This is a genomic window from Acidiluteibacter sp. (assembly GCF_055129545.1).
The window spans coordinates 99496-120735 of sequence record NZ_JBSRUB010000014.1 but is presented as its reverse complement, the minus strand read 5'-3'; the positions used below and the strand labels follow the sequence as shown (position 1 = coordinate 120735).

15 protein-coding genes are annotated in these 21240 nt (G+C 36.4%); 11 read left to right on the top strand and 4 right to left on the bottom strand.

Annotated elements, in window-relative coordinates; genetic code table 11:
- Positions 1-144 precede the first annotated feature (144 nt).
- A complete protein-coding gene (locus ACTB0X_RS09380; protein ID WP_463024753.1) occupies positions 145-2220 on the bottom strand; it encodes a tetratricopeptide repeat protein in 2076 nt (691 codons plus the stop codon).
- Positions 2221-2689: 469 nt separating this feature from the next.
- Between ACTB0X_RS09380 and ACTB0X_RS09375 the strand changes: the two genes are divergently transcribed.
- Genes ACTB0X_RS09375 through ACTB0X_RS09355 form a run of 5 tightly spaced genes read left to right on the top strand, consistent with a single transcriptional unit; the run spans position 2690 to position 9213 of the window.
- Positions 2690-4039, top strand: coding sequence for an NAD(P)/FAD-dependent oxidoreductase (locus ACTB0X_RS09375; RefSeq protein WP_463024752.1), 1350 nt, complete (start codon positions 2690-2692; stop codon positions 4037-4039).
- A gap of 2 nt (positions 4040-4041) precedes the next feature.
- Complete coding sequence (locus ACTB0X_RS09370) at positions 4042-5604, top strand: 4Fe-4S binding protein (protein ID WP_463024751.1); 1563 nt, start codon at positions 4042-4044, stop codon at positions 5602-5604.
- A gap of 24 nt (positions 5605-5628) precedes the next feature.
- Entirely contained in the window at positions 5629-6324 is a 696-nt protein-coding gene (locus ACTB0X_RS09365) for a glycosyltransferase family 2 protein (protein ID WP_463024750.1), read from the top strand.
- A 13-nt stretch (positions 6325-6337) separates the two neighbouring features.
- Positions 6338-7816 carry a cellulose synthase family protein gene (locus ACTB0X_RS09360; protein WP_463024749.1) on the top strand — a complete coding sequence of 493 codons (1479 nt, stop codon included), beginning with the start codon at positions 6338-6340 and terminating at the stop codon, positions 7814-7816.
- Positions 7813-9213 (top strand): hypothetical protein, encoded by a 1401-nt coding sequence (locus tag ACTB0X_RS09355; protein WP_463024748.1) that lies wholly within the window; start codon positions 7813-7815, stop codon positions 9211-9213. The genes ACTB0X_RS09360 and ACTB0X_RS09355 overlap by 4 nt, the downstream gene beginning before the upstream one ends.
- A 2-nt stretch (positions 9214-9215) precedes the next feature.
- Here the strand turns inward: ACTB0X_RS09355 and ACTB0X_RS09350 are convergent, their stop codons facing one another.
- Both ACTB0X_RS09350 and ACTB0X_RS09345 read right to left on the bottom strand, forming a co-directional pair.
- Positions 9216-9968, bottom strand: coding sequence for a glycerophosphodiester phosphodiesterase (locus tag ACTB0X_RS09350; protein WP_463024747.1), 753 nt, complete (start codon positions 9966-9968; stop codon positions 9216-9218).
- A gap of 59 nt (positions 9969-10027) precedes the next feature.
- The gene (locus ACTB0X_RS09345) at positions 10028-10492 is read right to left on the bottom strand and encodes a hypothetical protein (protein WP_463024746.1); all 465 of its coding nucleotides are present in this window, start codon (positions 10490-10492) and stop codon (positions 10028-10030) included.
- 227 nt (positions 10493-10719) lie between these two features.
- On the opposite strand from ACTB0X_RS09345, the gene ACTB0X_RS09340 reads away from it, so the two are divergent.
- Together ACTB0X_RS09340 and ACTB0X_RS09335 are read left to right on the top strand one after the other, a co-directional pair.
- Entirely contained in the window at positions 10720-12444 is a 1725-nt protein-coding gene (locus ACTB0X_RS09340; RefSeq protein ID WP_463024745.1) for a toxin-antitoxin system YwqK family antitoxin, read from the top strand.
- A gap of 92 nt (positions 12445-12536) precedes the next feature.
- Complete coding sequence (locus ACTB0X_RS09335) at positions 12537-14489, top strand: choice-of-anchor J domain-containing protein (protein ID WP_463024744.1); 1953 nt, start codon at positions 12537-12539, stop codon at positions 14487-14489.
- Positions 14490-14563: 74 nt separating this feature from the next.
- On the opposite strand, the gene ACTB0X_RS09330 is transcribed toward ACTB0X_RS09335, so the two are convergent.
- On the bottom strand, positions 14564-15388 hold the full coding sequence (locus ACTB0X_RS09330) for a mechanosensitive ion channel family protein (RefSeq protein ID WP_463024743.1): 825 nt from the start codon (positions 15386-15388) through the stop codon (positions 14564-14566).
- Positions 15389-15572: 184 nt separating this feature from the next.
- On the opposite strand from ACTB0X_RS09330, the gene rimP reads away from it, so the two are divergent.
- The 4 genes from rimP to ACTB0X_RS09310 all read left to right on the top strand — a co-directional run bounded on the left by rimP (position 15573) and on the right by ACTB0X_RS09310 (position 21238).
- On the top strand, positions 15573-16040 hold the full coding sequence (gene rimP / locus ACTB0X_RS09325; RefSeq protein ID WP_463024742.1) for a ribosome assembly cofactor RimP: 468 nt from the start codon (positions 15573-15575) through the stop codon (positions 16038-16040).
- 7 nt (positions 16041-16047) lie between these two features.
- Positions 16048-17286 (top strand): transcription termination factor NusA, encoded by a 1239-nt coding sequence (gene nusA / locus ACTB0X_RS09320; protein ID WP_463024741.1) that lies wholly within the window; start codon positions 16048-16050, stop codon positions 17284-17286.
- Between the two features lie 67 nt (positions 17287-17353).
- The gene (gene infB, locus ACTB0X_RS09315) at positions 17354-20311 is read left to right on the top strand and encodes a translation initiation factor IF-2 (RefSeq protein WP_463024740.1); all 2958 of its coding nucleotides are present in this window, start codon (positions 17354-17356) and stop codon (positions 20309-20311) included.
- Between the two features lie 123 nt (positions 20312-20434).
- Positions 20435-21238, top strand: a complete 804-nt coding sequence (locus ACTB0X_RS09310; protein ID WP_463024739.1) for a T9SS type A sorting domain-containing protein — start codon at positions 20435-20437, stop codon at positions 21236-21238.
- Positions 21239-21240 lie beyond the last annotated feature (2 nt).

Genomic DNA, 21240 nt, shown 5'->3' with positions numbered 1-21240 from the left:
ATCCCAACTGAATCCTCATGATTTCTTTAAACGGACAAAAAGTATTCTCCTCCTTCACGCTTATTTTCACGGACTGCAAGTCCGCGCTAACAGTTTTCGCTGTCAGGCAATTAACAATTAACCCTTAATCATTCACAATTAAACCTAATCACACTTACTCTCCAGCGCATTCGCCGCAGCCTTGCTTCCCAATCCGGTTGCCGTTTGCCATGACAAACACGCTTTTGCTTTGTCTCCAATCGACCAATATACATTAGCTAAATTGTTGTGGGCACTCGCATTTTGTGGGACTATTTCAATCACTTCTAAGTAGTCTTCAATGGCCCCTTGAGAATCCTTCATTCCTAGTTTCGCATCTGCACGATAATACAACGCTTCAGCATTTTTAGGGTTGGTTTTTATGGCGTCATCGAAATGCTTCAATGCATAATCAAACGCACCAATGTTGGTCAACTGACGCCCTTTGTAGATGACGTATTTTCGATCTTCCATCGGTTCTAATTCCTGAGTGCGATCCAAATCGGCGATGCCTTTTTCGTACTCTTTTAAGTAGAAATGAGCCAACGCTCTATTCTTGTACACCGAATGTTGGTTGGGTTTGATCTCAAGTGATTTGCTAAAGTCTATAATTGCACCTTTATAGTCTTCCGTTTGTGCCTTGGCGATGGCTCTTCCGTTGTATGCTTCTGCATTTAATGAGTCTAGTTTTAAGCTTTCATTAAAGTCGGTTAATGCGGCCTCTATGTTTCCCAAATTGGCATTTGCCATTCCACGGTTCGCCAGAATCAATGCATCGGCTCCTTTGTATTCTATGGCTTTGTTGTAATCTTCCAATGCTTTTTTGGCTTCATTTCTATTCAAATAAATGTTAGCTCGATTGGTGTAGGCTAAATCTAAAGTTGGATTAATTTCTAGTGCTTTGTTTAGGTCTAAAAATGCCGCATCGTAATTGTTGTTGAGGTAAAGTGCTTGTCCTCTTTCGTTGTAAGGAATGGCTTCTTTTGGATAGTTGAAAATAACATCCGTCCACAATTTTTCGCTGCTTTCCCATACTTCCACTCGGTTATAGGCTTTTATTGAATAAAATGAAATTAAGATAAACGTTATTCCTCCGATAGCAGGTCCTACTTTTTTAGCATTGATTTTGGTGGCGAGGGATACAATAAACTGTCCAATCAGCAAGAATAAACCGATGTTGGCGATGTACACGTAACGTTCATTTACGATGTCGTTTCCTGTTGGGAGTATCTTTACAATCAATAGAATATTCACTAAATAAAACAAACTTGAGAAAATGAGTAGTTTGTTTTTTCTGCCTATAAAGAAAATAGCCGCCACCAATGCCATCAATGCAAATGGAGCAGCGAAATAAATCCATTCCAATTGACCTGCTAGAGGGTAGAAATACTTCGCAGATTGATCAAATGGAAGAAGACTTTTTAGTGGATAAAACAATATGGAATAACTCACCATTGAGATTCGTTCAAAAATGGAATATTCCTGCATGCTTTGAATAAAGTCGATGGACTGTTGCGCCTTGATATTAATGATTCCGAAAAGAAGTGAAAGTGCAAAAAATGGCACTTTTTCTAAGATGGTTTTGAAAGATAGCTTTCGATCTTGGTAGTAATCAATAATCAGCAAAACAATAGGAAAAGTCACTGCCGCCGATTTACTAAACAGCGCGAGCAAGAAAAATACGAGACTCAAGACATAGCTCAATGTCGGAGATTCTTGATGGTTTCGTTTGGCATAAACGATTAATCCCAACAGAAAGAAAAAGGCGTAACACAAATCTTTTCGGCTACTCAACCAAGCCACATTCTCCACACTCATGGGATGCACAGCGAAAAGTAAAGCCGCGATAATTGGAAGGAAAGCATTTGAATTGATCTTTCGGATAAAATAGTACACCAAAAAGGAATTCAAAATATGGAACAATATATTGGTGAGGTGAAAAACAAAAGGTTCTCCGCCTCCAATTTTCCAATCCAACGCCCAAGATAATGTCGTAATTGGGTGGTACAATCCTTCGATGAAATTTGAAAAAACTCCTTGAATTGTTTCCCAACTCAACGATTGAACGTATTGATTATTGAAAATCAATACGTCGTCATCGTAGTTGATTAAGTAATTGTAATCAGTAGATTGGAAGTATATGATGCCAATTAAAATTGGGATAAAAGCTAAAAATAATTTTGGAGAAAATGTTTTAATCATAATGCAATGATAAGAATTCAGGAGTGGTTAAAAATGTTATATTGCAGTTTATAAAAATAATCAATGTTGTCAGATAAAAGTTAGATTTTGTGTTTTAAGAAGCTCATAGCAATATGAGTTCTTCCAATTAAAGATATACTTATATCGATGACTTTGATGATTGTCCTTGAAGAAAATGAATTATAGCTCAAGGTGAAACTTTAGAGAGACGGAGAAGTTCCGATTTTAAGAGGAAATCACTGCGCCGATCTTGAGTTTCATAAAGAGAGATAATTTCTTTTATTCAAAGACTTGATTTTTTGGTTCATTTTGGATCAAGCCAAATGAACATAAGCTAAGAGTAGTGTTTGATTACAATATTTATAGCTTTAGTTTGAATTTAATAAAATAACATTTTGCACCGCATTTGGTCTGTAAAATGACAGTAAATAATAAACATTCCCCTTTTCTTTGCAATAAATAAACAAGTATGCGTCACATAGTCATTATTGGAAACGGAATTTCAGGAGTCACTGCTGCACGGCATATTCGCAAAAAATCAGAATCTAAAATCACGATCATCTCAGGAGAGACGGAGCATTTTTTCTCTCGAACTGCATTGATGTATGTTTTTATGGGGCATATGAAATATGAAAACATTAAGCCTTACGAAGATGGATTTTGGAAAAAGAATCGAATTGATTTAAAATTTGGTTGGGTAGAAAAAGTAGATGCTGACTCAAACTGTGTGGTATTTTCAGACGGTGAGTCCATCCAATATGACGACTTGATTATAGCCACGGGAAGTGCGCCAAATAAGTTTGGGTGGAAAGGGCAAGACTTAAAAGGAGTGCAAGGATTGTATTCTTGGCAAGATTTAGAGTTGTTGGAAGAAAACGTAAAAAGAACCAAACATGCAGTCATTGTAGGCGGTGGTTTGATAGGAGTAGAGCTTTCTGAGATGCTGAAGACGCGAGACATTGAAGTTACTTTTTTAGTTCGAGAAGAACGTTTTTGGGGAGGAATTTTACCCAAAGAGGAAGGAGAATTAATTTCCAATCACATCCAATCAAATGGAGTGAAGATAGAATTCAACACAGAGTTGGATGAAGTAATAGATGACGGGAATGGACAAGTGAAGGCGATCAAAACCAAAGACGGAAGAATCATTGAATGCGAGTTGTTAGGACTGACAGTTGGTGTTCATCCAAATATTGAATTCTTAAAGGACTCCAAAATTAAAGTGAATCGAGGGGTGTTGGTGGATCATTTTCTACGAACGAATGTCCCAAACATTTATTCAATTGGAGACTGCGCCGAGTTTTACGAACATCCCACTGATCGAAAAAACATTGAGCAAGTATGGTACACTGGTAAAATGATGGGGGAAACCGTTGCTCAAACCATCACAGGAAAGGGCATGGCTTATCAGCCTGGTGTCTGGTTTAATTCCGCGAAGTTTTTTGAAATTGAATACCAAACGTATGGTTGGGTTTGGAATGTGCCAAAAGAAAACGAGGCTGTATTTTGTTGGGAACAAAAAGGAAAAGACCGGTTGGTGAAGTTGGTTTTTGATAAAAATACCAATGCTTTATTAGGTATAAATACTTTCGGCATCCGATTGCGTCACGAAGTGTGCAATGCTTGGATTGAGAATAAAACGTCAATTGATACGGTGATTCAAAATTTTGGAGGGGCCAATTTCGATCCTGAATTTTTTGCGCCTTTTGAACAAGAGTTGTTGGATCAATACAACCAGCAATTCAATAAACAGTTGGTTTTAAAAATGAAAAAAAGTGGACGAATCGCCAACCTACTTTCTAAAATATTAAACAGTTAAACATGAAAATTATTCAACGCATCGGACTGTTTTTGTTCGCTATTGGATTTATAGCATTTATTGGGAGCTTGTTCATCAGTTCCTACACATTGACTCAAGAAACAATTTTAAATAATGCTCAAAATGAGGAGCAAGCTACTATTTTGACTGAAGCTTTGGCGGAAGTAGTGGATCATAACTATGCTTCAAAATGGGCTTTTGTAAGCGATATTAATGCGGAAATAGAAGCATTAAATGTTGGTTATAAAGAAAATCAAGAGTGGGATAAAGTGATTTACAATCAAAAAGAATTGCTTTTTTACTTCACAAAAAAATCCGCTTTAGGGCCAATTGAAAGTAATGGAACATTGTGGTTTTTGCTCACCTTCGGAATAGGAATTTTGGGAGCTGTATTGACCAATTTATTCAGTTACATCGGTCATGCCGGCATTAAAAACAATGGCGTCTTTTTCAGTAAATGGAAAAGCCGTGGTTGGATAGGAATGACACTAGGCGGATTTCTGATTCTATTTTACATTTTATTGTATTGGTATCCGATGTACATCGCCGAGTGGGCGTTGATGTTGGATCCATTGAGTGAATCATTAAGTGGAAATCCTTCGAGTCAGTGGTTTGTATATGGATTTTTATATACCATCGCTATTCTGACAATGGGGATTCGTTTCATCAAAAAATATCGCCACAACAAATATCAGATTGTACGAACTATCTCAGTGATGTTTTTTCAGACGTCGTTTGCGTTTATCATTCCCGATATTTTAGCACGATTGAATTTGCCAGCGTATGACTTGAAAAACATTTTCCCATTAGATTATACCTTGTTTTTTGAATGGCGATTGGATGAATATTTGGCCAATGGGTTCATTGGGTATTTCATGCTGTTTTGGTCTTTTAGCTTGTTCATTATTGGTGTTCCTTTGATCACTTATTTCTACGGAAAACGTTGGTATTGCTCATGGGTTTGTGGTTGTGGTGGATTGGCAGAAACTGCTGGTGATGAGTTTAGGCATTTGTCGGACAAGTCATTAAAAGCATGGAAGCTGGAGCGTTTTACGATTCATACGGTTTTGGTATTTGCCATTTTTATGACCGTTGCAGTCATCTACGCATACATTACAGGAGACAATCACTTTCTAGGAATGGATACCTATAAAATTCGTGAATGGTATGGATTTGCTATCGGGTCTGTATTCGCAGGAGTTATTGGTACAGGGTTTTATCCAATTTTAGGAAATAGAGCTTGGTGTCGATTTGGTTGTCCTTTGGCAGCATATTTAGGTTTGGTTCAGCGATTCAAATCTCGATTTAGAATCACCACCAATGGTGGGCAATGTATTTCTTGCGGAAACTGTTCAACGTATTGTGAAATGGGAATTGATGTGAAATGGTACGCTCAGCGTGGTCAGAATATTGTTCGTTCTTCTTGCGTAGGTTGTGGCATTTGCTCGGCTGTTTGTCCAAGAGGGGTGTTAAAATTAGAAAATGGAGCTGAAGAAGGTCGCCTTAATGATGAAAGTATATTTACTTTTGGCAACGATGGCGTGCGCTTGAGAGATGACTTGTAGCCGAATCTATAAAATTAGAAAATTTTGCAACCCGATATAATAGTAATCATACCCGCATTTAACGAAGAAAATTCGGTGGGTAAAGTGGTGAATGACATTCCAAAAGATTGGGTGCGAGAAGTAATCGTAGTCAATAATAATTCTACCGATTCTACTTCTGAAAATGCGTTGAAGGCGGGAGCTACTGTTCTAGAGGAGCCGCGTCAAGGATACGGGCGTGCTTGTTTGAAAGGAATGGAATACGTCGCCCAATTGTCTAATAAACCAACTATCATTGTTTTTTTGGATGCTGATTATTCTGATTATCCAGAGGAGTTGCCATTAGTGGTTCAGCCAATTATTGATGGAGCAGCTGATATGGTCATCGGTTCGCGAGAATTAGGAGACCGAGAAGGAGGTTCAATGACGATTCCACAGGTGTTTGGAAATCGATTAGCGACCACTTTGATTCGTTGGTTATATAAAGTGGAGTATACCGATTTGGGTCCCTTTCGGGCAATAAAATATGACCGATTGGTAGCTTTGAATATGGAAGATAAAACTTATGGTTGGACTGTAGAAATGCAAGTAAAGGCTGCTAGAAGAGGGTTGAGGACAACTGAAGTAGCAGTAAATTACAAGAAAAGAATTGGTCACTCCAAAGTTTCAGGAACAGTTAAAGGAACCGTTTTGGCGGGCTATAAAATAATTACAACCATCTTTAAATACGCTTGGAGGTAGTCGGATGGAAGCAATGCATTTAGAACTTATTTTTATCGTACTCTACGGATTGGCACTGGGTTTTATCTTTACGTACAGCATTATCCAGATCTATTTGGTGCATAGCTACCTCAAAAAATCACGTGGCGCAGATAAAGTGTTGGAGTTAAATTCAGCTCTACCAATGGTGACTGTTCAGTTGCCATTGTTTAATGAATTGTATGTGGTGGAACGATTGATTGATGCGGTCGTAAAATTCAATTATCCAAAGCAATTACTGGAAATACAGATTTTAGATGACAGTACGGACGAAACAGTGGATATTGTGCGAAGGAAGATTCAGCAATATATTAATGAAGGGTTTTCTATTCAGCACATTCATCGAGTGAATCGTTCAGGATTTAAAGCAGGTGCATTGGCTGAAGGTTTGTTGAAAGCTAAAGGTGAATTTATTGCCATTTTTGATGCTGACTTTCTACCGAATCCAGACTTTTTATTGAAAATGCTTTCCGCCTTCGAAGATCCGAAAGTAGGAATGGTGCAGAGCAAGTGGGAACACCTCAATAAAGATTATTCTTTGTTAACCAAATTACAGGCTTTTGGGTTGGATGCTCATTTTTCCATCGAACAAGGAGGTCGAAATAATGCTGGTCACTTCATGAATTTTAATGGTACTGCAGGCATTTGGCGTAAAACGGCTATCGTTGATGCAGGTGGTTGGCAATCGGATACTTTGACTGAAGATTTAGATTTGAGTTACAGAGCACAATTGAAAGGATGGAAGTTTCAATATAGGGAGCAAGTTGGCGCTCCAGCAGAATTGCCAGCAGAGATGAATGCACTCAAAACGCAGCAGTTTAGATGGACAAAAGGAGCTGCAGAGTGTGCGCGTAAGAATTTAGGAAAGGTCTTAGTTGCAAAAGAGTTAGGGTTTGGAACAAAAGTGAATGCCATCTTCCACTTAATGAACAGTGCTGTATTTATTTGTATTGTTTTGGTCGCCCTACTATCAGTACCGATGCTTTTCATAAAAAATAATATGGAACAATACCAGTGGTTGTTTAAAATTGGGAGTGTATTTATTCTTTCTTTACCAATTTTAGGTGTTTTTTATTGGGTATCTATCTCAAAACATTACACGAATAAGTGGAAAGCTTTAAAGTATTTTTTCAGTTTATTTCCTTTATTTCTGTCAGTAAGTATGGGGCTTTCATTGCACAATGCCATTGCTGTTATAGAAGGATATATTGGTAAAAAAACGCCGTTTATCAGAACGCCTAAATTTAATTTGAAAGATAAAACACAGTCTTGGAAGAGTAATGTATACATCAAAAAGTCGCTTTCTTCATTGATTTTACTTGAATTGCTGCTCACCTTCTATTTTATAGGAGCAATAGTCTTGGGTATTTACTATAACGATTATGGTTTGTTGCCATTTCATATAATGTTGGTATTTGGATTTGGATTTGTATCTTTAACCTCCATAATTCATTCATTTAAAACAGTATCATGAAACTGACTTGGCAAAAGGCAATAGTTGTTTTTGGCTCAGGGCTCATCTATCTTTTGATCGCATATTACCTCCAACGAGAAGAATGGTATTTTCTATTTCCTTCGATTATTGCTCTATTTGGAGGTTATATTTACTTGGCATATAGCAAGCAGGATGCTCGTTTTCAACCCAACCATCAACTGTTTAATGACTATCCAATTTTGTGGATGGCCATTGCCTTTCGATTCATTTTTATCTTTAGTTTACCCGAACTTTCCGATGATTTTTATCGGTTCATTTGGGATGGCCTATTGTCAGTAAATGAAGTAAATCCATACCTACAAAAACCAGCAGAGGTGCTGCAAATGACCTTTTCAAATGATCGTGGATTTACCGCAGACTTCTTCAGTCGGTTAAATTCGCCTGAATATTATTCCGTTTACCCAGCTTTTAGTCAATACTTATTTATGATCAGCGCCTATATTGGGAATGGGAATATCTTGGGTTCAGTGGTGGTATTGCGCATATTTATATTTTTAGCAGAAATTGGGACCATAGTGGTGTTGTCAAAACTGCTTTACTTGATTAATATTTCGAGAAAAGCAGTATTGATTTATGCATTGAATCCACTTGTAATAATAGAATTGACAGGTAATGTGCACATCGAAGCCATTATGATTTTTTTCATTGTGGCTGCGCTGTTCCAACTTCAAAAAGGCAAATGGATTTATTCCGCAATTTTGATGTCTTTTGCCATTTGTACGAAGTTGATTCCATTGCTACTATTGCCACTTTTGATTCCATTGTTAGGAGCTAAAAAGTCAGTGAAGTACTTTTTAGTAGTGATCCTTTCATGCTTTATTTTATTTTACCCATACATTTCTGAAGTTGCCATACTCCACATCGGCAATAGTATTGGCTTGTATTTTCAAAACTTTGAGTTTAATGCAAGTGTCTATTATGTGCTTCGAGAGGTTGGATTTTGGTTGACTTCCTACAATCAAATAGGAATAATTGGCCCATTCTTAAGTATTACAGTCTTTGGACTTATTTTATGGGTTTCGTTTAAAAAACTAGGAAAAGGGTTTAAAACCATATTTTCAAAAGCAACATTAGTGGTCACTATTTATTTCTTTTTGGCAACAGTTGTCCATCCTTGGTACTTATCTACCTTAGTTTTATTTGCAGTTTTCTTGAATGGTAATCGATATGTATTGATTTGGTCAGTAATGGCATACCTTAGTTACTACACTTATAGAGACACCAATTATCAAGAAGTGATTTGGTTGACATTGTTGGCTTATATTCCAATCTATTATTTCTTTTACAAGGACGTAATTTCAGATCGATTGTTGAGTCCTAGAAGCAATAAGCAATCTGCTAAAAGCAAGAATAAACAATCAAATTTTAGTGCTTAGGGTTATCGAAGGGTTTGTATGGCAATGGTTGGAAAGTCAGTAATAATTCCATCCACCCCCATCGCATTTAAGGTTCTCATTTTGTCGGGATTGTTCACAGTCCAAACGTTCACCTTTTTTCCCATTTGATGAATCTTGTTGACTACTTTTCGGTTGATGTAGCCTTGCTTTAAACCTACCTCGTCCACAAAATCATACCGTTTGAACTTTTTATAATGTAGGTTGCTTCCTGCATAATAAGGTTTTATTGGTACAAATGTGCTGAACAGTTTGTGTATGGGTGAGCTGATTTTCATATCTCGTAAATCAAACAAGGAGTTGTCATCAAAAGATTGGAAAATGCAATCGTTCTCAGCATTCATATCTTTTACGATCTGCCAAGACAATTCTTCTAATCCAGGGTGATAATTTCTCCTGTTTTTTAGTTCAATGAGTAAGGTTGATTTGCCTTTAGTTGCTTCAATCACCTCTTCCAGAAGTGGTAATCTTTCATTTGAAAATTTGGCTGAAAAGTGACTCCCAAAATCAACGTCTTTTAGTTGATTATATGTCATGTTTTTGATGCGACGAATACTTCCATTGATGCGTCTCAACGATCGATCATGCAGCACCACCACCTTTTTGTCAGCAGTCAATCTAATGTCAATTTCAATTCTATCTGCACCTACTTCTACACCGCGTTTTACTGCGGCTAGAGTGTTCTCGGGTGCTTCACCTCCTGCCCCTCTATGTCCTATGATAATCGTTTTTCCCATTTCGAATTGTAAAAGAACACTATTTCTAGTTTAATTCAAATAGGTATTATCTCCAATTCTTAATAACCATTTATTTTCAGTGCTTCGTGGAAAGAGGCTTCGTTGAAAATGTATAACTCCTGAAATAGATTGTCATCTTGGTTAATCTTTTCCCAAGAGCTTTCTAGGTAGATGTTCTTTTCAAGAGTGTATTTAGTGTCCAAATAGGGTGAATGCGTTACCCTCACCGTATCGTTAAATATTACTATTAGTGAGTCATAAGTTATAGGAGTTGGTCTGGCTTTACTAAATCGAGCACCTTTGGTTATCATTATTTGATTGTCGGTAAAAGTTATAATCTCTTCATTAAGTTGATTATTGATTGTTTTAATGCCGATAAAATATAAGTCTGATGATGTATTATTAATTAAATCAAATGTGAATGTGCTGTCGCTATGTCTCTTGTCACATGAAAATATCAAAGTAGAAATTAAAATGAGTAACAAATACTTGAGCTTATTTGCATGCTGTACAGTGGGAGTCATGATTGTAGGTTTTACGTTAATTAGTTTGATTATTATAGAGATAAGTGATTAGTCATGTAAATATATAATAATTGTCGTTAATTGAAGCTTTGAGTTAAGAACCTAAAATCTATTGTAGCAATTATATTAATAAAAGTTAGTTTAAAACATTTTGCTCTAACAAGTATTCAGACCTTGTCAATTAGATAAATTTGTAATCGAACTCAATTGTATTCTAAAATAACATCATGATGAAAATTTCTGTTTTAATACTTTCCTTATTGTTTTGCCTGACTTCTTTTTCGCAAACAGATACTACCACCTATTATTGGAGCAATCAAAAAGTGAAAGCCAAAGGAGTAATGAAACAAGGAGGAATCGAAGAAGGCGCCTGGAAGTTTTATGACCAAGATGGAAAACTCAAACAAATAGTAACCTACAGAAATGGAATTTTTGACGGACCGTTCAAAAATTACTATGCTGATGCTGGTATAAGTGAAATCGGTAATTTCTACAAAGCTAAAATGGATGGATCTTTCGAATCTTATTATCCAAATGGCAAACTAAAACAGACTGGTTTATACAATATGGGGTTCCTAGATAGCAATTGGACATGGTACTCGGAAGAAGGAAAGCTAGAGCAAAAAGGGGAGTATGATTTAGATAACAAAGTGGGCGATTGGGTGTTTTATTATCCCAATGGAACAATGAAAGCGATTTTCAATAACAATGAAAAGGGCTCAATCTTGAAAGATTTTTATTCCAATAAAGGACAGCAATTAGTGGCCAACGGCAGTGGAAAATGGATGATTTACTATGAAAATGGCAATATTAAAGAACAAGGATTTTATGAAAATGGGCTGAAAAGTGGGAAATGGGAATTCTTTTCCGAGAATGGAAATTTGATTGAAGTTGGTGAATTTAAAAACGGACTAAAAGATGGAAATTGGAAAACTTACCATTTGTTGACTACCGTTATTAAATTGAATGCATTATATGAAGCGGGTAAGCGAGTTGGTAAGTGGAGTCATTTTTATCAGGAGGGACAGTTGGCAAAAGAAATAACCTATGAAAATGATGTAGAGTCAGGTGCTTATCGAGAATATTTTATGAATGGAGTATTGAGCATCAATGGGTTTTATGCTGAAGGCAAAAAAAGTGGCAGCTGGGAATGGTTCCTAAAGGATGGCAAAAAGGATATGGATGGAAGTTTTGTAGATGGTCTTCAGGATGGAGAATGGATCTATTATTTTAATACCAATGGAAATGTAATTAGTAAAGGGACTTTTAAAGCAGATAAAAAAACGGGGAATTGGAAGTATTATTATGAAGATGGAACGCTTTGGAAGGAAGGAGATTATAAGGCCGATTTGAAAGATGGGGATTGGGTGTATTGGTATGAAAATAAATCCAAATTAATGGAAGGGGCTTTTAACAAGGGAAAAGAAGAAGGAAGTTGGGTCTCCTATTTTGAAAATGGACAAACAAAGGATAAAGGGTTTTACACTTCTGGTTTAATGTCAGGAGAGTGGACTGGTTTTTTTAGTACTGGAAAACAGCGATATGCAGGAGCCTATGCGAATGGCTTAAAGTCAGGAATGTGGAGCTTTTGGAATGAAAAGGGACAAAAGGAATTGGATCAAAACTATGAGGAAGGGAAGCCAAATGGGTTAAGAATAAGTTATTACCAAAATGGCACTGTGAAAGACAAAGGAAGTTATGCCGATGGAATTCAAGTGGGGAAGTGGGAATACTTTTATGACAATGGAAATAAAGAAATGGAAGCAACTTATAAGAAAGGTCGTCAAGATGGAAAGGTGCTTACTTATCATGAAATCGGAACCATTGCTAGTGAAAAGAATTACAAAGATGGAATCCCTGATGGAAAGTTTATCTACTATGCGAAACGTGAAGGAAAAGTGCTAAAATCAATGGTATATAAAGACGGTAAGAAAGTAAGTGAGGGGAAGTAATTGATTTTAAAAAATGCTGATTCGTAAGTGTTTTGAATTTTGGATTCTATATATTTGTTAATCTTAAATTAATATACATTTAAATTAACTGTATGAAAATCAAAAATTACTTTTTTTCAATTGTTTTATTGTCTTTGGGATATAGTGGGTTTAGCCAGACTATATTTTCAGAGAATTTTAATGGTGCAAATCCTTTTGCAAATTGGACATTAATTAACTCCGATGGAAGAACACCAGCCGCAAATGTTGGCTTTGTGAATGCAGCATGGGTGACTGCTGCAGATTCTAGTGCGTCTGATTTAGCTGCAGTTTCTACTTCTTGGTATACTCCTGCAGGTGCAGCAGATGATTACATGATCTCCCCTTCTATTATTCTAGGTACAGGTAATTATTTGCAGTTTGATGCGTTAGCAGCAGACCCTAGTTATCCTGATGGATATGAATTACGAGTTTCTACCACCACTCCTACTGTTGCAGGGTTGATGGCACATCCAGCATTGTTGACTGTAGCTGCAGAAAATAGTACATGGAACAGAAGAACTGTAGATTTAAGTGTTTATGACAACGATACCATTTACTTAGCATGGAGAAACAATTCTAACGACATGTTTTTATTGTATATTGATAATATTAGAATCTTTACACCAGTTAATAATGATGCGGCGATGAGATCTGTATCTATGAATAGTTTATATACCAATGCTTCCAACGCTGTTATTTCTGGAGAATTCGAGAATAACGGTTTAAATGCGATTTCAAGTTTAAAAGTGAATTGGTCAGCAGATGGCGGAACTACAGTAAATACAGATGTTCTTACATTGAATTTGCCAAGTTTTACAAAACAGTCTTTTACTCATACAATGAATTGGACAGCGACTAATCCTGGAGTTTATACTAATATTAAGGTGTGGGTTTCTGAGCCTAATTCTGTTGCAGATGCGGTCGCAAATAACGATACTGTTGTAAAATCTGTTTTTGTAAACAATGGGACTTCAGGTAGTAAGAGAGTGTTAGTGGAAGAATTTACTACCGCTCCATGTCAATTTTGCCCAGATGGAGCTGTAATTGTTGAGAATATTTTAGCAACAATTCCTGAAGCTGTGGCTGTGGGTATTCATGCTGGTTTTGGTACTGATGCAATGACTATCCCTGCACACTCTGCTTACGCAGCAGCATTTGCATCAGGAGCTCCTACTGCAACTATTGATAGAAAATTTTTCGATGGAGAAGCTGATGTAGCAATTAGCAGAGCTACTAATGGTTGGGTAAATGCAGTAAATGCACAAAAAGCTTTACCAACACCCTGTAATGTTTCTATTTCAGGTCAAGTTTCAGGAAATACTGCTAACGTAAATGTAGATGTAAATTTTGTTGATTATCCAGTTGATCCACAAAATTTAAGAGTAACCTTATTTGTGGTTGAAGATAGTGTAACTGGGACGGGGTCTGGATATAATCAAGTAAACTATTACAATACTATTGCAGGTCATCCATACAATGGGAAAGGTAATCCAATTGTTGGTTTTGTTCACAAGCATGTGGTTCGTTCAGTTCCTACCGGAACTTGGGGTGATGCTGCTTATTTTGCAACCAACCCAACATTGAACTCTTCTCACACTAACTCTTACTCAGTAACAATTAATCCAGCTTGGAAAATGAAGGACATTTCATTCGTTGCTTTTGTCAACTATTACAATCCAAATGGTGGATTGGATGAATATGAAATTTTAAATGTAGAAGAAACAAAGCTATCTACTCTAGTAGGAGCAAAAGAAAATGTTGCTTCATCTGTTGACTTTTCAGTGTATCCGAACCCTGCCAACGATTTTACAAATGTGACTTTAAACTTGAAGAAAAGCGCAAACGTAGAGGCGACTATTTTGGATATGACTGGTAAGCAAGTGAGCTTTAAAAATTATGGTTCTGTTAATGTTGGAACTCAAATTTTAGAAGTGAATACTTCTGATTTATCCGATGGTTTGTATTTTGTGAACCTGAAAATAGGTGACGAAATCAAAACAACTAAAATCGCTGTAATGAAATAGTGATTGCCTGTTAAATAAAAATGGCCCTGCGGTTCAATACCGCAGGGCTATTTTTTTTGACTTGTTTTTATTTCTTAATTCACAGGAATCATGTGTACATCTCTTTGTGGGAAAGGGAATGTTACATCTTCTGCATCAAACGCATTCTTTACTTTTTCTGTTGTTTCGAAGTTAACATTCCAATAATCTTCGTTTTTAGTCCAAGCTCTAAGTGATAAATTAACTGAACTATCGCCTAAACCTTCTAGAACCACAACCGGAGCAGGATCTTGTAATACGCGACTATCTTCATTCACAATTCTCAATAAAATTTCTCTTGCTTTTTTGATGTCATCGCTATAGTCGATTCCATAGGTTTGAACCAATCTTCTTGTGCTTTCTACAGAATAATTAGTAACTGATCCCGTTGATAATCCACCATTAGGGATAATTATTACTTGGTTGTTCGGAGTCTTTAGAATAGTGTTGAAGATCTGTATAGCTGTCACAGTTCCAGAATATCCTTGAGCTTCTATGAAATCGCCAACTTTAAAAGGTTTGATAATCAATATAATTACACCACCTGAGAAATTTTGTAAAGTACCTGATAGTGCCATACCAATTGCTAAACCGGCTGCACCTAAAATAGCAATGAAAGAAGTCATCTCAATCCCTATCATACCCATCACAGTGATGACTAAAAGAACCCTCATGACCATACTGAATAAACTTTTTAGAAACGGCTTCAAAGAGGCATCTATTTCTCTTTTATCTAGGATATTTGAGATTGTCTTTGTGAAAAATTTGATCACCCACAAACCCACAATAAGAGTAAGTATTGCTAAGATTAATTTTGGTCCGTAAGTAAGAACCATTTCTACCAATTGGTCTTGGTATTTGGATACGTCGATTTCTTCCATAATGTAATTGAGTTTTAAATTATTTATATTGATTTGTAATTTACAAAAGTAAGTTTAGCCTCCCATAATCACAATTATTCTGCAACTTGATTCAAATATGTATTTTATGTGTACATTTGCAACCGATTTAATAAGTTGATATTTGGAGGGGACTGATGTCCCCTCTTTTTATAGCAGTATATTCATGATTACAGAAAAAACAATTCGTGCGTTAATTGATGAGAAACTAGAAGGTTCTGAGAACTATTTAGTGGATTTGACCGTGAGTGCTTCGAATCAAATTCGAGTAGAGCTAGATCATTTAGATGGGATAAGCATTGATGAATGTGTGGCTATGAGTAGACATATTGACTCTTCTTTAGATCGCGAGATTGATGATTTTGAACTTCAAGTGTCGTCTCCTGGATTAGATCAACCATTTAAAGTTTTTCAACAATATGTAAAAAATATTGGTAGAGAAGTGAGTATTGTTAAAGTGGAAGGTCAGAAAATGAAAGGGTTGCTAATTGATGCCAATCAAGATGAAGTGACGTTAGAGTATGAGACGAAGGAAAAAGTCGAAGGGAAAAAGAAAAAAGAATTAATTGTTCATCAGGATAAAATTCCGATGAATGAGATTAAAGAAACTAGAATAATTATATCGTTTAAATAAGTAAGAAATGGAAAAGATAAACCTGACAGAGTCTTTTGCAGAATTTAAAGAATTTAAAGACATCGACCGTCCAACATTAATGAACATTCTGGAAACTGTTTTCAGAAACATGATCATTAAAAGATATGGAGCAGATGATAACTTTGACATCATTATTAATATTGATAAAGGAGATTTGGAGGTTTGGAGAAACCGAGAAATCGTTGAAGATGGTGAAGTGGAAGACGAGAATAGTCAAATTGCTTATTCTGATGCTATAAAAATTGAACCTGACTTTGAGGTGGGTGAAGAAGTATCAGAAGCTGTTAAAATGTTAGATTTTGGACGAAGAGCAGTATTGGCTTTGCGTCAAAATTTGATTTCAAAAGTATTGGAATTAGAGAAGGACAACATTTTCAAAAACTATAAGGACAGAGTTGGTGACATTATCACCGGTGAAGTATACCAAGTTTGGAAAAGAGAATTGTTGGTATTAGATGATGAAGGAAACGAATTGTTGCTGCCTAAGACAGAACAAATTCCAAACGATTATTTTAAGAAAGGAGATTCTCTAAGAGCGGTTGTTTCTGCTGTAGAGATGAGAAATAATAAGCCAATTATTACACTTTCTAGAACCTCTCCAGTATTCTTGGAGCGTTTGTTTGAAATGGAAGTGCCTGAGATTTTTGATGGATTAATTACCATTAAGAATATTGTGCGTGAGCCAGGTGAAAGAGCCAAAGTAGCAGTGGAATCTTACGATGATAGAATCGATCCAGTTGGTGCTTGTGTAGGAATGAAAGGTTCTAGAATTCACGGAATTGTTCGTGAATTGAGAAATGAGAATATTGATGTAATCAACTATACCAATAATACACAGCTGTACATTACCAGAGCGTTGAGCCCTGCAAAAATAAACTCTATTAAATTAGACGATGAATCTGGAAGAGCTGAGGTATATTTAAACCCAGATCAAGTTTCATTGGCGATTGGTAAAGGTGGTCACAACATTAAATTGGCTGGAAAGTTAACCGGTTATGAAATTGATGTATTCCGTGATCAAGATGAAGAACAACAAGATGATGTTGCTTTGGATGAATTCTCTGATGAAATCGAAGGATGGATTATTGATGAATTTAAAGCCATTGGTTGCGATTCAGCAAGAAGTGTATTAGAGCTTTCTGTTGAAGATTTAGTGAAAAGAACAGACTTAGAACAAGAGACAATCGAAGAAATTCGAAGCATTTTGAAATCTGAGTTTGAATAGTCTCCTTGCAAATGCAGGAAAGAAGCAAGAGATTTTTTAAATTTGTAAAAAATAGGACGAAAACAATATGTCTGATAAGGTTATAACGAAACGATTAAGTAAGGTTGCAAGAGAGCTAAATGTTGGTATTTCCACCATTGTAGATTTCTTGTCTTCTAAGAATATCTCTATTGAGAGCAATCCCAATACGAAGATTGACAATATTGCTTATGAGATTCTTTCCAATGAGTTTCAATCTGAGAAAAGTGCCAAAGAAGAGTCTGAAAAAGTAACGCTACCTACAAATGAGCGTGCTAAAATTAGTCTTGATTCAAAAGAAGAAGCGCCAAAAGCTGCTGCTGCTGATGAAGAAGACGAAGATGATGACGACGACGATCAAGGTATTTTGATTAAGAATGTTTCTCCTGCTAATGTAGCAGTGGAACCAAAGAAGGAAGTTCCTGAAGCTTCCGTAAAAGAAGCTGCTCCGAAAGAGGAAATTAAAGAAACACCGAAAGATGAAGCGCCAAAAGTAGTCGAGCCGGCTTCTAAAGCTATCAAGATGGAGGAGGTTCCTGTTTCTGATGAAGATACTGGTGGTCCAAAGGTGTTGGGAAAAATTAATCTAGATGAGTTAAATTTAAAGACTCGTCCTGACAAAAAGTCTAAAAAGGACAAAGAAAAGGAAACCGCTGAAGCAAAGAAAAAAGCCAAAGAAGAAGCTGATCGATTAGCGAAAGAGGAAACCATTCGACATAAAAAGGCCGAAGAGCAAAAGGCGAAAGAGAAAGCAGACAAAGAAAAAGTGGCTGCTGACAAAACGAAGGCTGCTAAAGTTGAGGAGGTAGCTCCTGTAAAAGAAGCTCCAAAAGAGAGAGAAGAAATAAAAACTTCTTATGAAAAACTGGACGGGCCTAAGGTGCTTGGTAAGATTGAGTTGCCTACGAAGCCTGTAAAAAAACCAGTTGCTTCATCTTCTGATAAGAAAGAAACAGAAAAGCCAAAACGCAAACGTAGAAAGCGAATTAATACACCTCAAGAAACGGCTCAAGAAAAAGATGCTCGAAGAGGAAAAGGACCAAGAGGCGCCAAAGGTGGCGGTCTTAGTACTGGTGGTAAGAAAAGAGAAGATAAGCCTGAATTGACTGAAAAGGACATTCAAAATCAAGTAAAAGAAACATTAGCTAGACTTCAAGGGAATACCTCGAAATCAAAAGGTGCTAAATATAGACGTCAAAAAAGAGATGCTGCAAGTGAGCAAACTCAAAAGGACATCGAAGAACAAGAAGCACAAATGAAAGTATTGCAAGTAACAGAATTTGTTACTGCAAACGATTTGTCATCAATGATGGATGTGAGTGTAAACGAAGTAATTTCAGCTTGTATGAGTTTGGGATTATTTGTTTCTATCAACCAGAGATTAGATGCTGAAACGATTTCAATTGTAGCTGAAGAATTTGGATTTGAAACTGAATTTGTAGATTCTGAAGATCAAGAATCTGTTGAAGAAGAAATAGAAAATCCTGAGGATTTAATAGAGCGTTGTCCTATTGTTACTGTGATGGGACACGTAGATCACGGTAAAACTTCATTATTGGATTACGTTCGAAAAGCAAATGTAATTGCCGGAGAGGCTGGTGGTATAACTCAGCATATTGGTGCTTATAATGTAGAATTAGATAGTGGAAAGAAAATTACTTTCTTAGATACACCGGGTCACGAAGCGTTTACTGCGATGAGGGCTAGGGGTGCACAAGTTACTGATATTGCTATTATTGTGATTGCAACTGATGACAACGTGATGCCACAAACTAAAGAAGCAATTAATCATGCTCAAGCAGCTGGTGTGCCGATTGTGTTTGCACTGAACAAGGTTGACCGTCCTGCAGCTAATCCTGATAAAATTAGAGAAGAGTTATCTCAATTGAATATACTAGTTGAAGAGTGGGGAGGAAAATTTCAAGCTCAAGAAATTTCTGCGAAAACAGGACAAGGAGTGGAAGAATTGCTTGAAAAAGTGTTGTTGGAAGCTGAAATGTTGGATGTCAAAGCCAACCCAAATAAAAATGGTGTCGGAACAGTTATTGAATCTGAATTGGATAAAGGACGTGGATATGTTTCTACCCTATTGGTTCAATCTGGTACTATCAAAATGGGAGATGTTGTTTTGGCAGGTCCTCATTATGGTAAGGTAAAAGCGATGTTCAACGAACGTGGTCAGAAAATAAATGAGGCTGGTCCTTCTATGCCTTTCTCTCTATTGGGATTGAGTGGAGCACCAAATGCAGGAGACAAGTTCAGAGTAATGGACGACGAGAAAGAAGCGAAGAACATTGCGACAAAACGTCTTCAATTGCAACGTGAACAAGGTGTTAGAACTAAGAAACACATTACGTTGGATGAAATTGGTCGTCGAATTGCGATTGGTGATTTCCAAGAGTTGAATATTATTATCAAGGGTGATGTGGATGGTTCTATTGAAGCATTGTCTGATTCATTGTTGAAATTGTCAACTGATCAAATACAGGTGAATGTGATACACAAGTCTGTAGGACAGATTAGTGAGTCTGACGTTATGTTAGCAGCAGCTTCTGATGCGATCATCGTTGGTTTCCAAGTTCGACCTTCTGTAAATGCACGTAAAGTAGCCGAAAGAGAAGAAATCGATATCCGATTGTATTCTATTATTTATGCTGCTATCGACGAAATTAAAGCAGCAATGGAAGGTATGCTTGCTGCTAAAATTGAAGAGCGTGTAACTGCTACATTGGAAATTAGAGAAACATTTAAGATTTCTAAAGTCGGTACTATTGCAGGTTGTATGGTATTGGATGGAAAAATCAATAGAAACCATAAAGTTAGAATTGTTCGAAATGGAATCGTGGTTTACACCGGGTTATTAGGTTCATTGAAACGTTTCAAAGACGACGTGAAAGATGTAGCTAAAGGGTATGAGTGTGGATTGAACATCGAGAATTATAATGACATTACAGAGGGAGACATTATTGAAGCCTACGAAGAGGTGGAAGTAAAACAAACTCTTTAATAATATAGAATATCATAAAAGACTCATTCTCCTCGAATGGGTCTTTTTTTTGTCTACTATTCTGTCTGTGTATAATAATTAGTTAAGAAAACTTATATTTGTTGCATTATTAAAAAATACAATATGAAAAAAATATTACTCGCTTTTACTGGACTAGTATTTGGTTTTGCCACTTTTGCGCAGTCTTTTCAATTTATAAATCCCAAAACGAATGCTAATGTAACAGGTACAACTGTTGGATACTGGTTCTCCGAGGCAGATTTGTCATTGGCGCCGGACGTTAAAATGTACGTTAAAAATATTAATTCTACTTCTGATTCAATTCGTGTAGATTTGAAAAGATACGAAATGGCTCCCTTAGTCGATAGCACGTCGAACTACTTTTGTTGGGGGTTTACTTGTCTAGGAGCTACTGTTGTAGGTTCTCAACCAATTAGGTATAATGATCCTAGTGATATTGTATGGATTAGAAAAGATTCCTTAAACAAGACCCTTTCTATGTACCATGATCCAAATAATTTTTACAATGGAACATTCAATAATCCAAACTATGAATTTGGTACACAAACATTCAGATATGTTGCTTTCGATCATTTTAATACAAATGATTCAGCTTATGTTGACATTCAATTTGCGATTACAACTGTAGGTTTAAATAAAATTGCAAAGAAGGATTATACGGTATCAATTGGACCTAACCCTTCAAATGGTCAGTTCAAGGTAACTTATGATTTCACGAAGAATTTCTCTACTAAAACGATTGAAATTTATGATATGTTGGGTCAACAAGTAAAAACGATTCCTTTGAACGCAAATAAAGGATTTGTAAATGTTGCTGCTACTGAATTGAATTCAGGAATTTATTTTTACAATTTTAGATTGGATGGAAAATCAACTGAATCACAAAAATTGATCATCACAAAATAGTT

Coding starts and splice junctions, on each gene's coding strand:
- ACTB0X_RS09330 (WP_463024743.1), bottom strand. CDS start 15,388: ATGGAAGAAATCGACGTATCCAAATACCAAGACCAATTGGTAGAAATG.
- ACTB0X_RS09360 (WP_463024749.1), top strand. CDS start 6,338: ATGCATTTAGAACTTATTTTTATCGTACTCTACGGATTGGCACTGGGT.
- ACTB0X_RS09310 (WP_463024739.1), top strand. CDS start 20,435: ATGAAAAAAATATTACTCGCTTTTACTGGACTAGTATTTGGTTTTGCC.
- ACTB0X_RS09380 (WP_463024753.1), bottom strand. CDS start 2,220: ATGATTAAAACATTTTCTCCAAAATTATTTTTAGCTTTTATCCCAATT.
- ACTB0X_RS09375 (WP_463024752.1), top strand. CDS start 2,690: ATGCGTCACATAGTCATTATTGGAAACGGAATTTCAGGAGTCACTGCT.
- ACTB0X_RS09355 (WP_463024748.1), top strand. CDS start 7,813: ATGAAACTGACTTGGCAAAAGGCAATAGTTGTTTTTGGCTCAGGGCTC.
- nusA (WP_463024741.1), top strand. CDS start 16,048: ATGGAAAAGATAAACCTGACAGAGTCTTTTGCAGAATTTAAAGAATTT.
- ACTB0X_RS09340 (WP_463024745.1), top strand. CDS start 10,720: ATGATGAAAATTTCTGTTTTAATACTTTCCTTATTGTTTTGCCTGACT.
- ACTB0X_RS09335 (WP_463024744.1), top strand. CDS start 12,537: ATGAAAATCAAAAATTACTTTTTTTCAATTGTTTTATTGTCTTTGGGA.
- ACTB0X_RS09370 (WP_463024751.1), top strand. CDS start 4,042: ATGAAAATTATTCAACGCATCGGACTGTTTTTGTTCGCTATTGGATTT.
- infB (WP_463024740.1), top strand. CDS start 17,354: ATGTCTGATAAGGTTATAACGAAACGATTAAGTAAGGTTGCAAGAGAG.
- ACTB0X_RS09345 (WP_463024746.1), bottom strand. CDS start 10,492: ATGACTCCCACTGTACAGCATGCAAATAAGCTCAAGTATTTGTTACTC.
- ACTB0X_RS09350 (WP_463024747.1), bottom strand. CDS start 9,968: ATGGGAAAAACGATTATCATAGGACATAGAGGGGCAGGAGGTGAAGCA.
- rimP (WP_463024742.1), top strand. CDS start 15,573: ATGATTACAGAAAAAACAATTCGTGCGTTAATTGATGAGAAACTAGAA.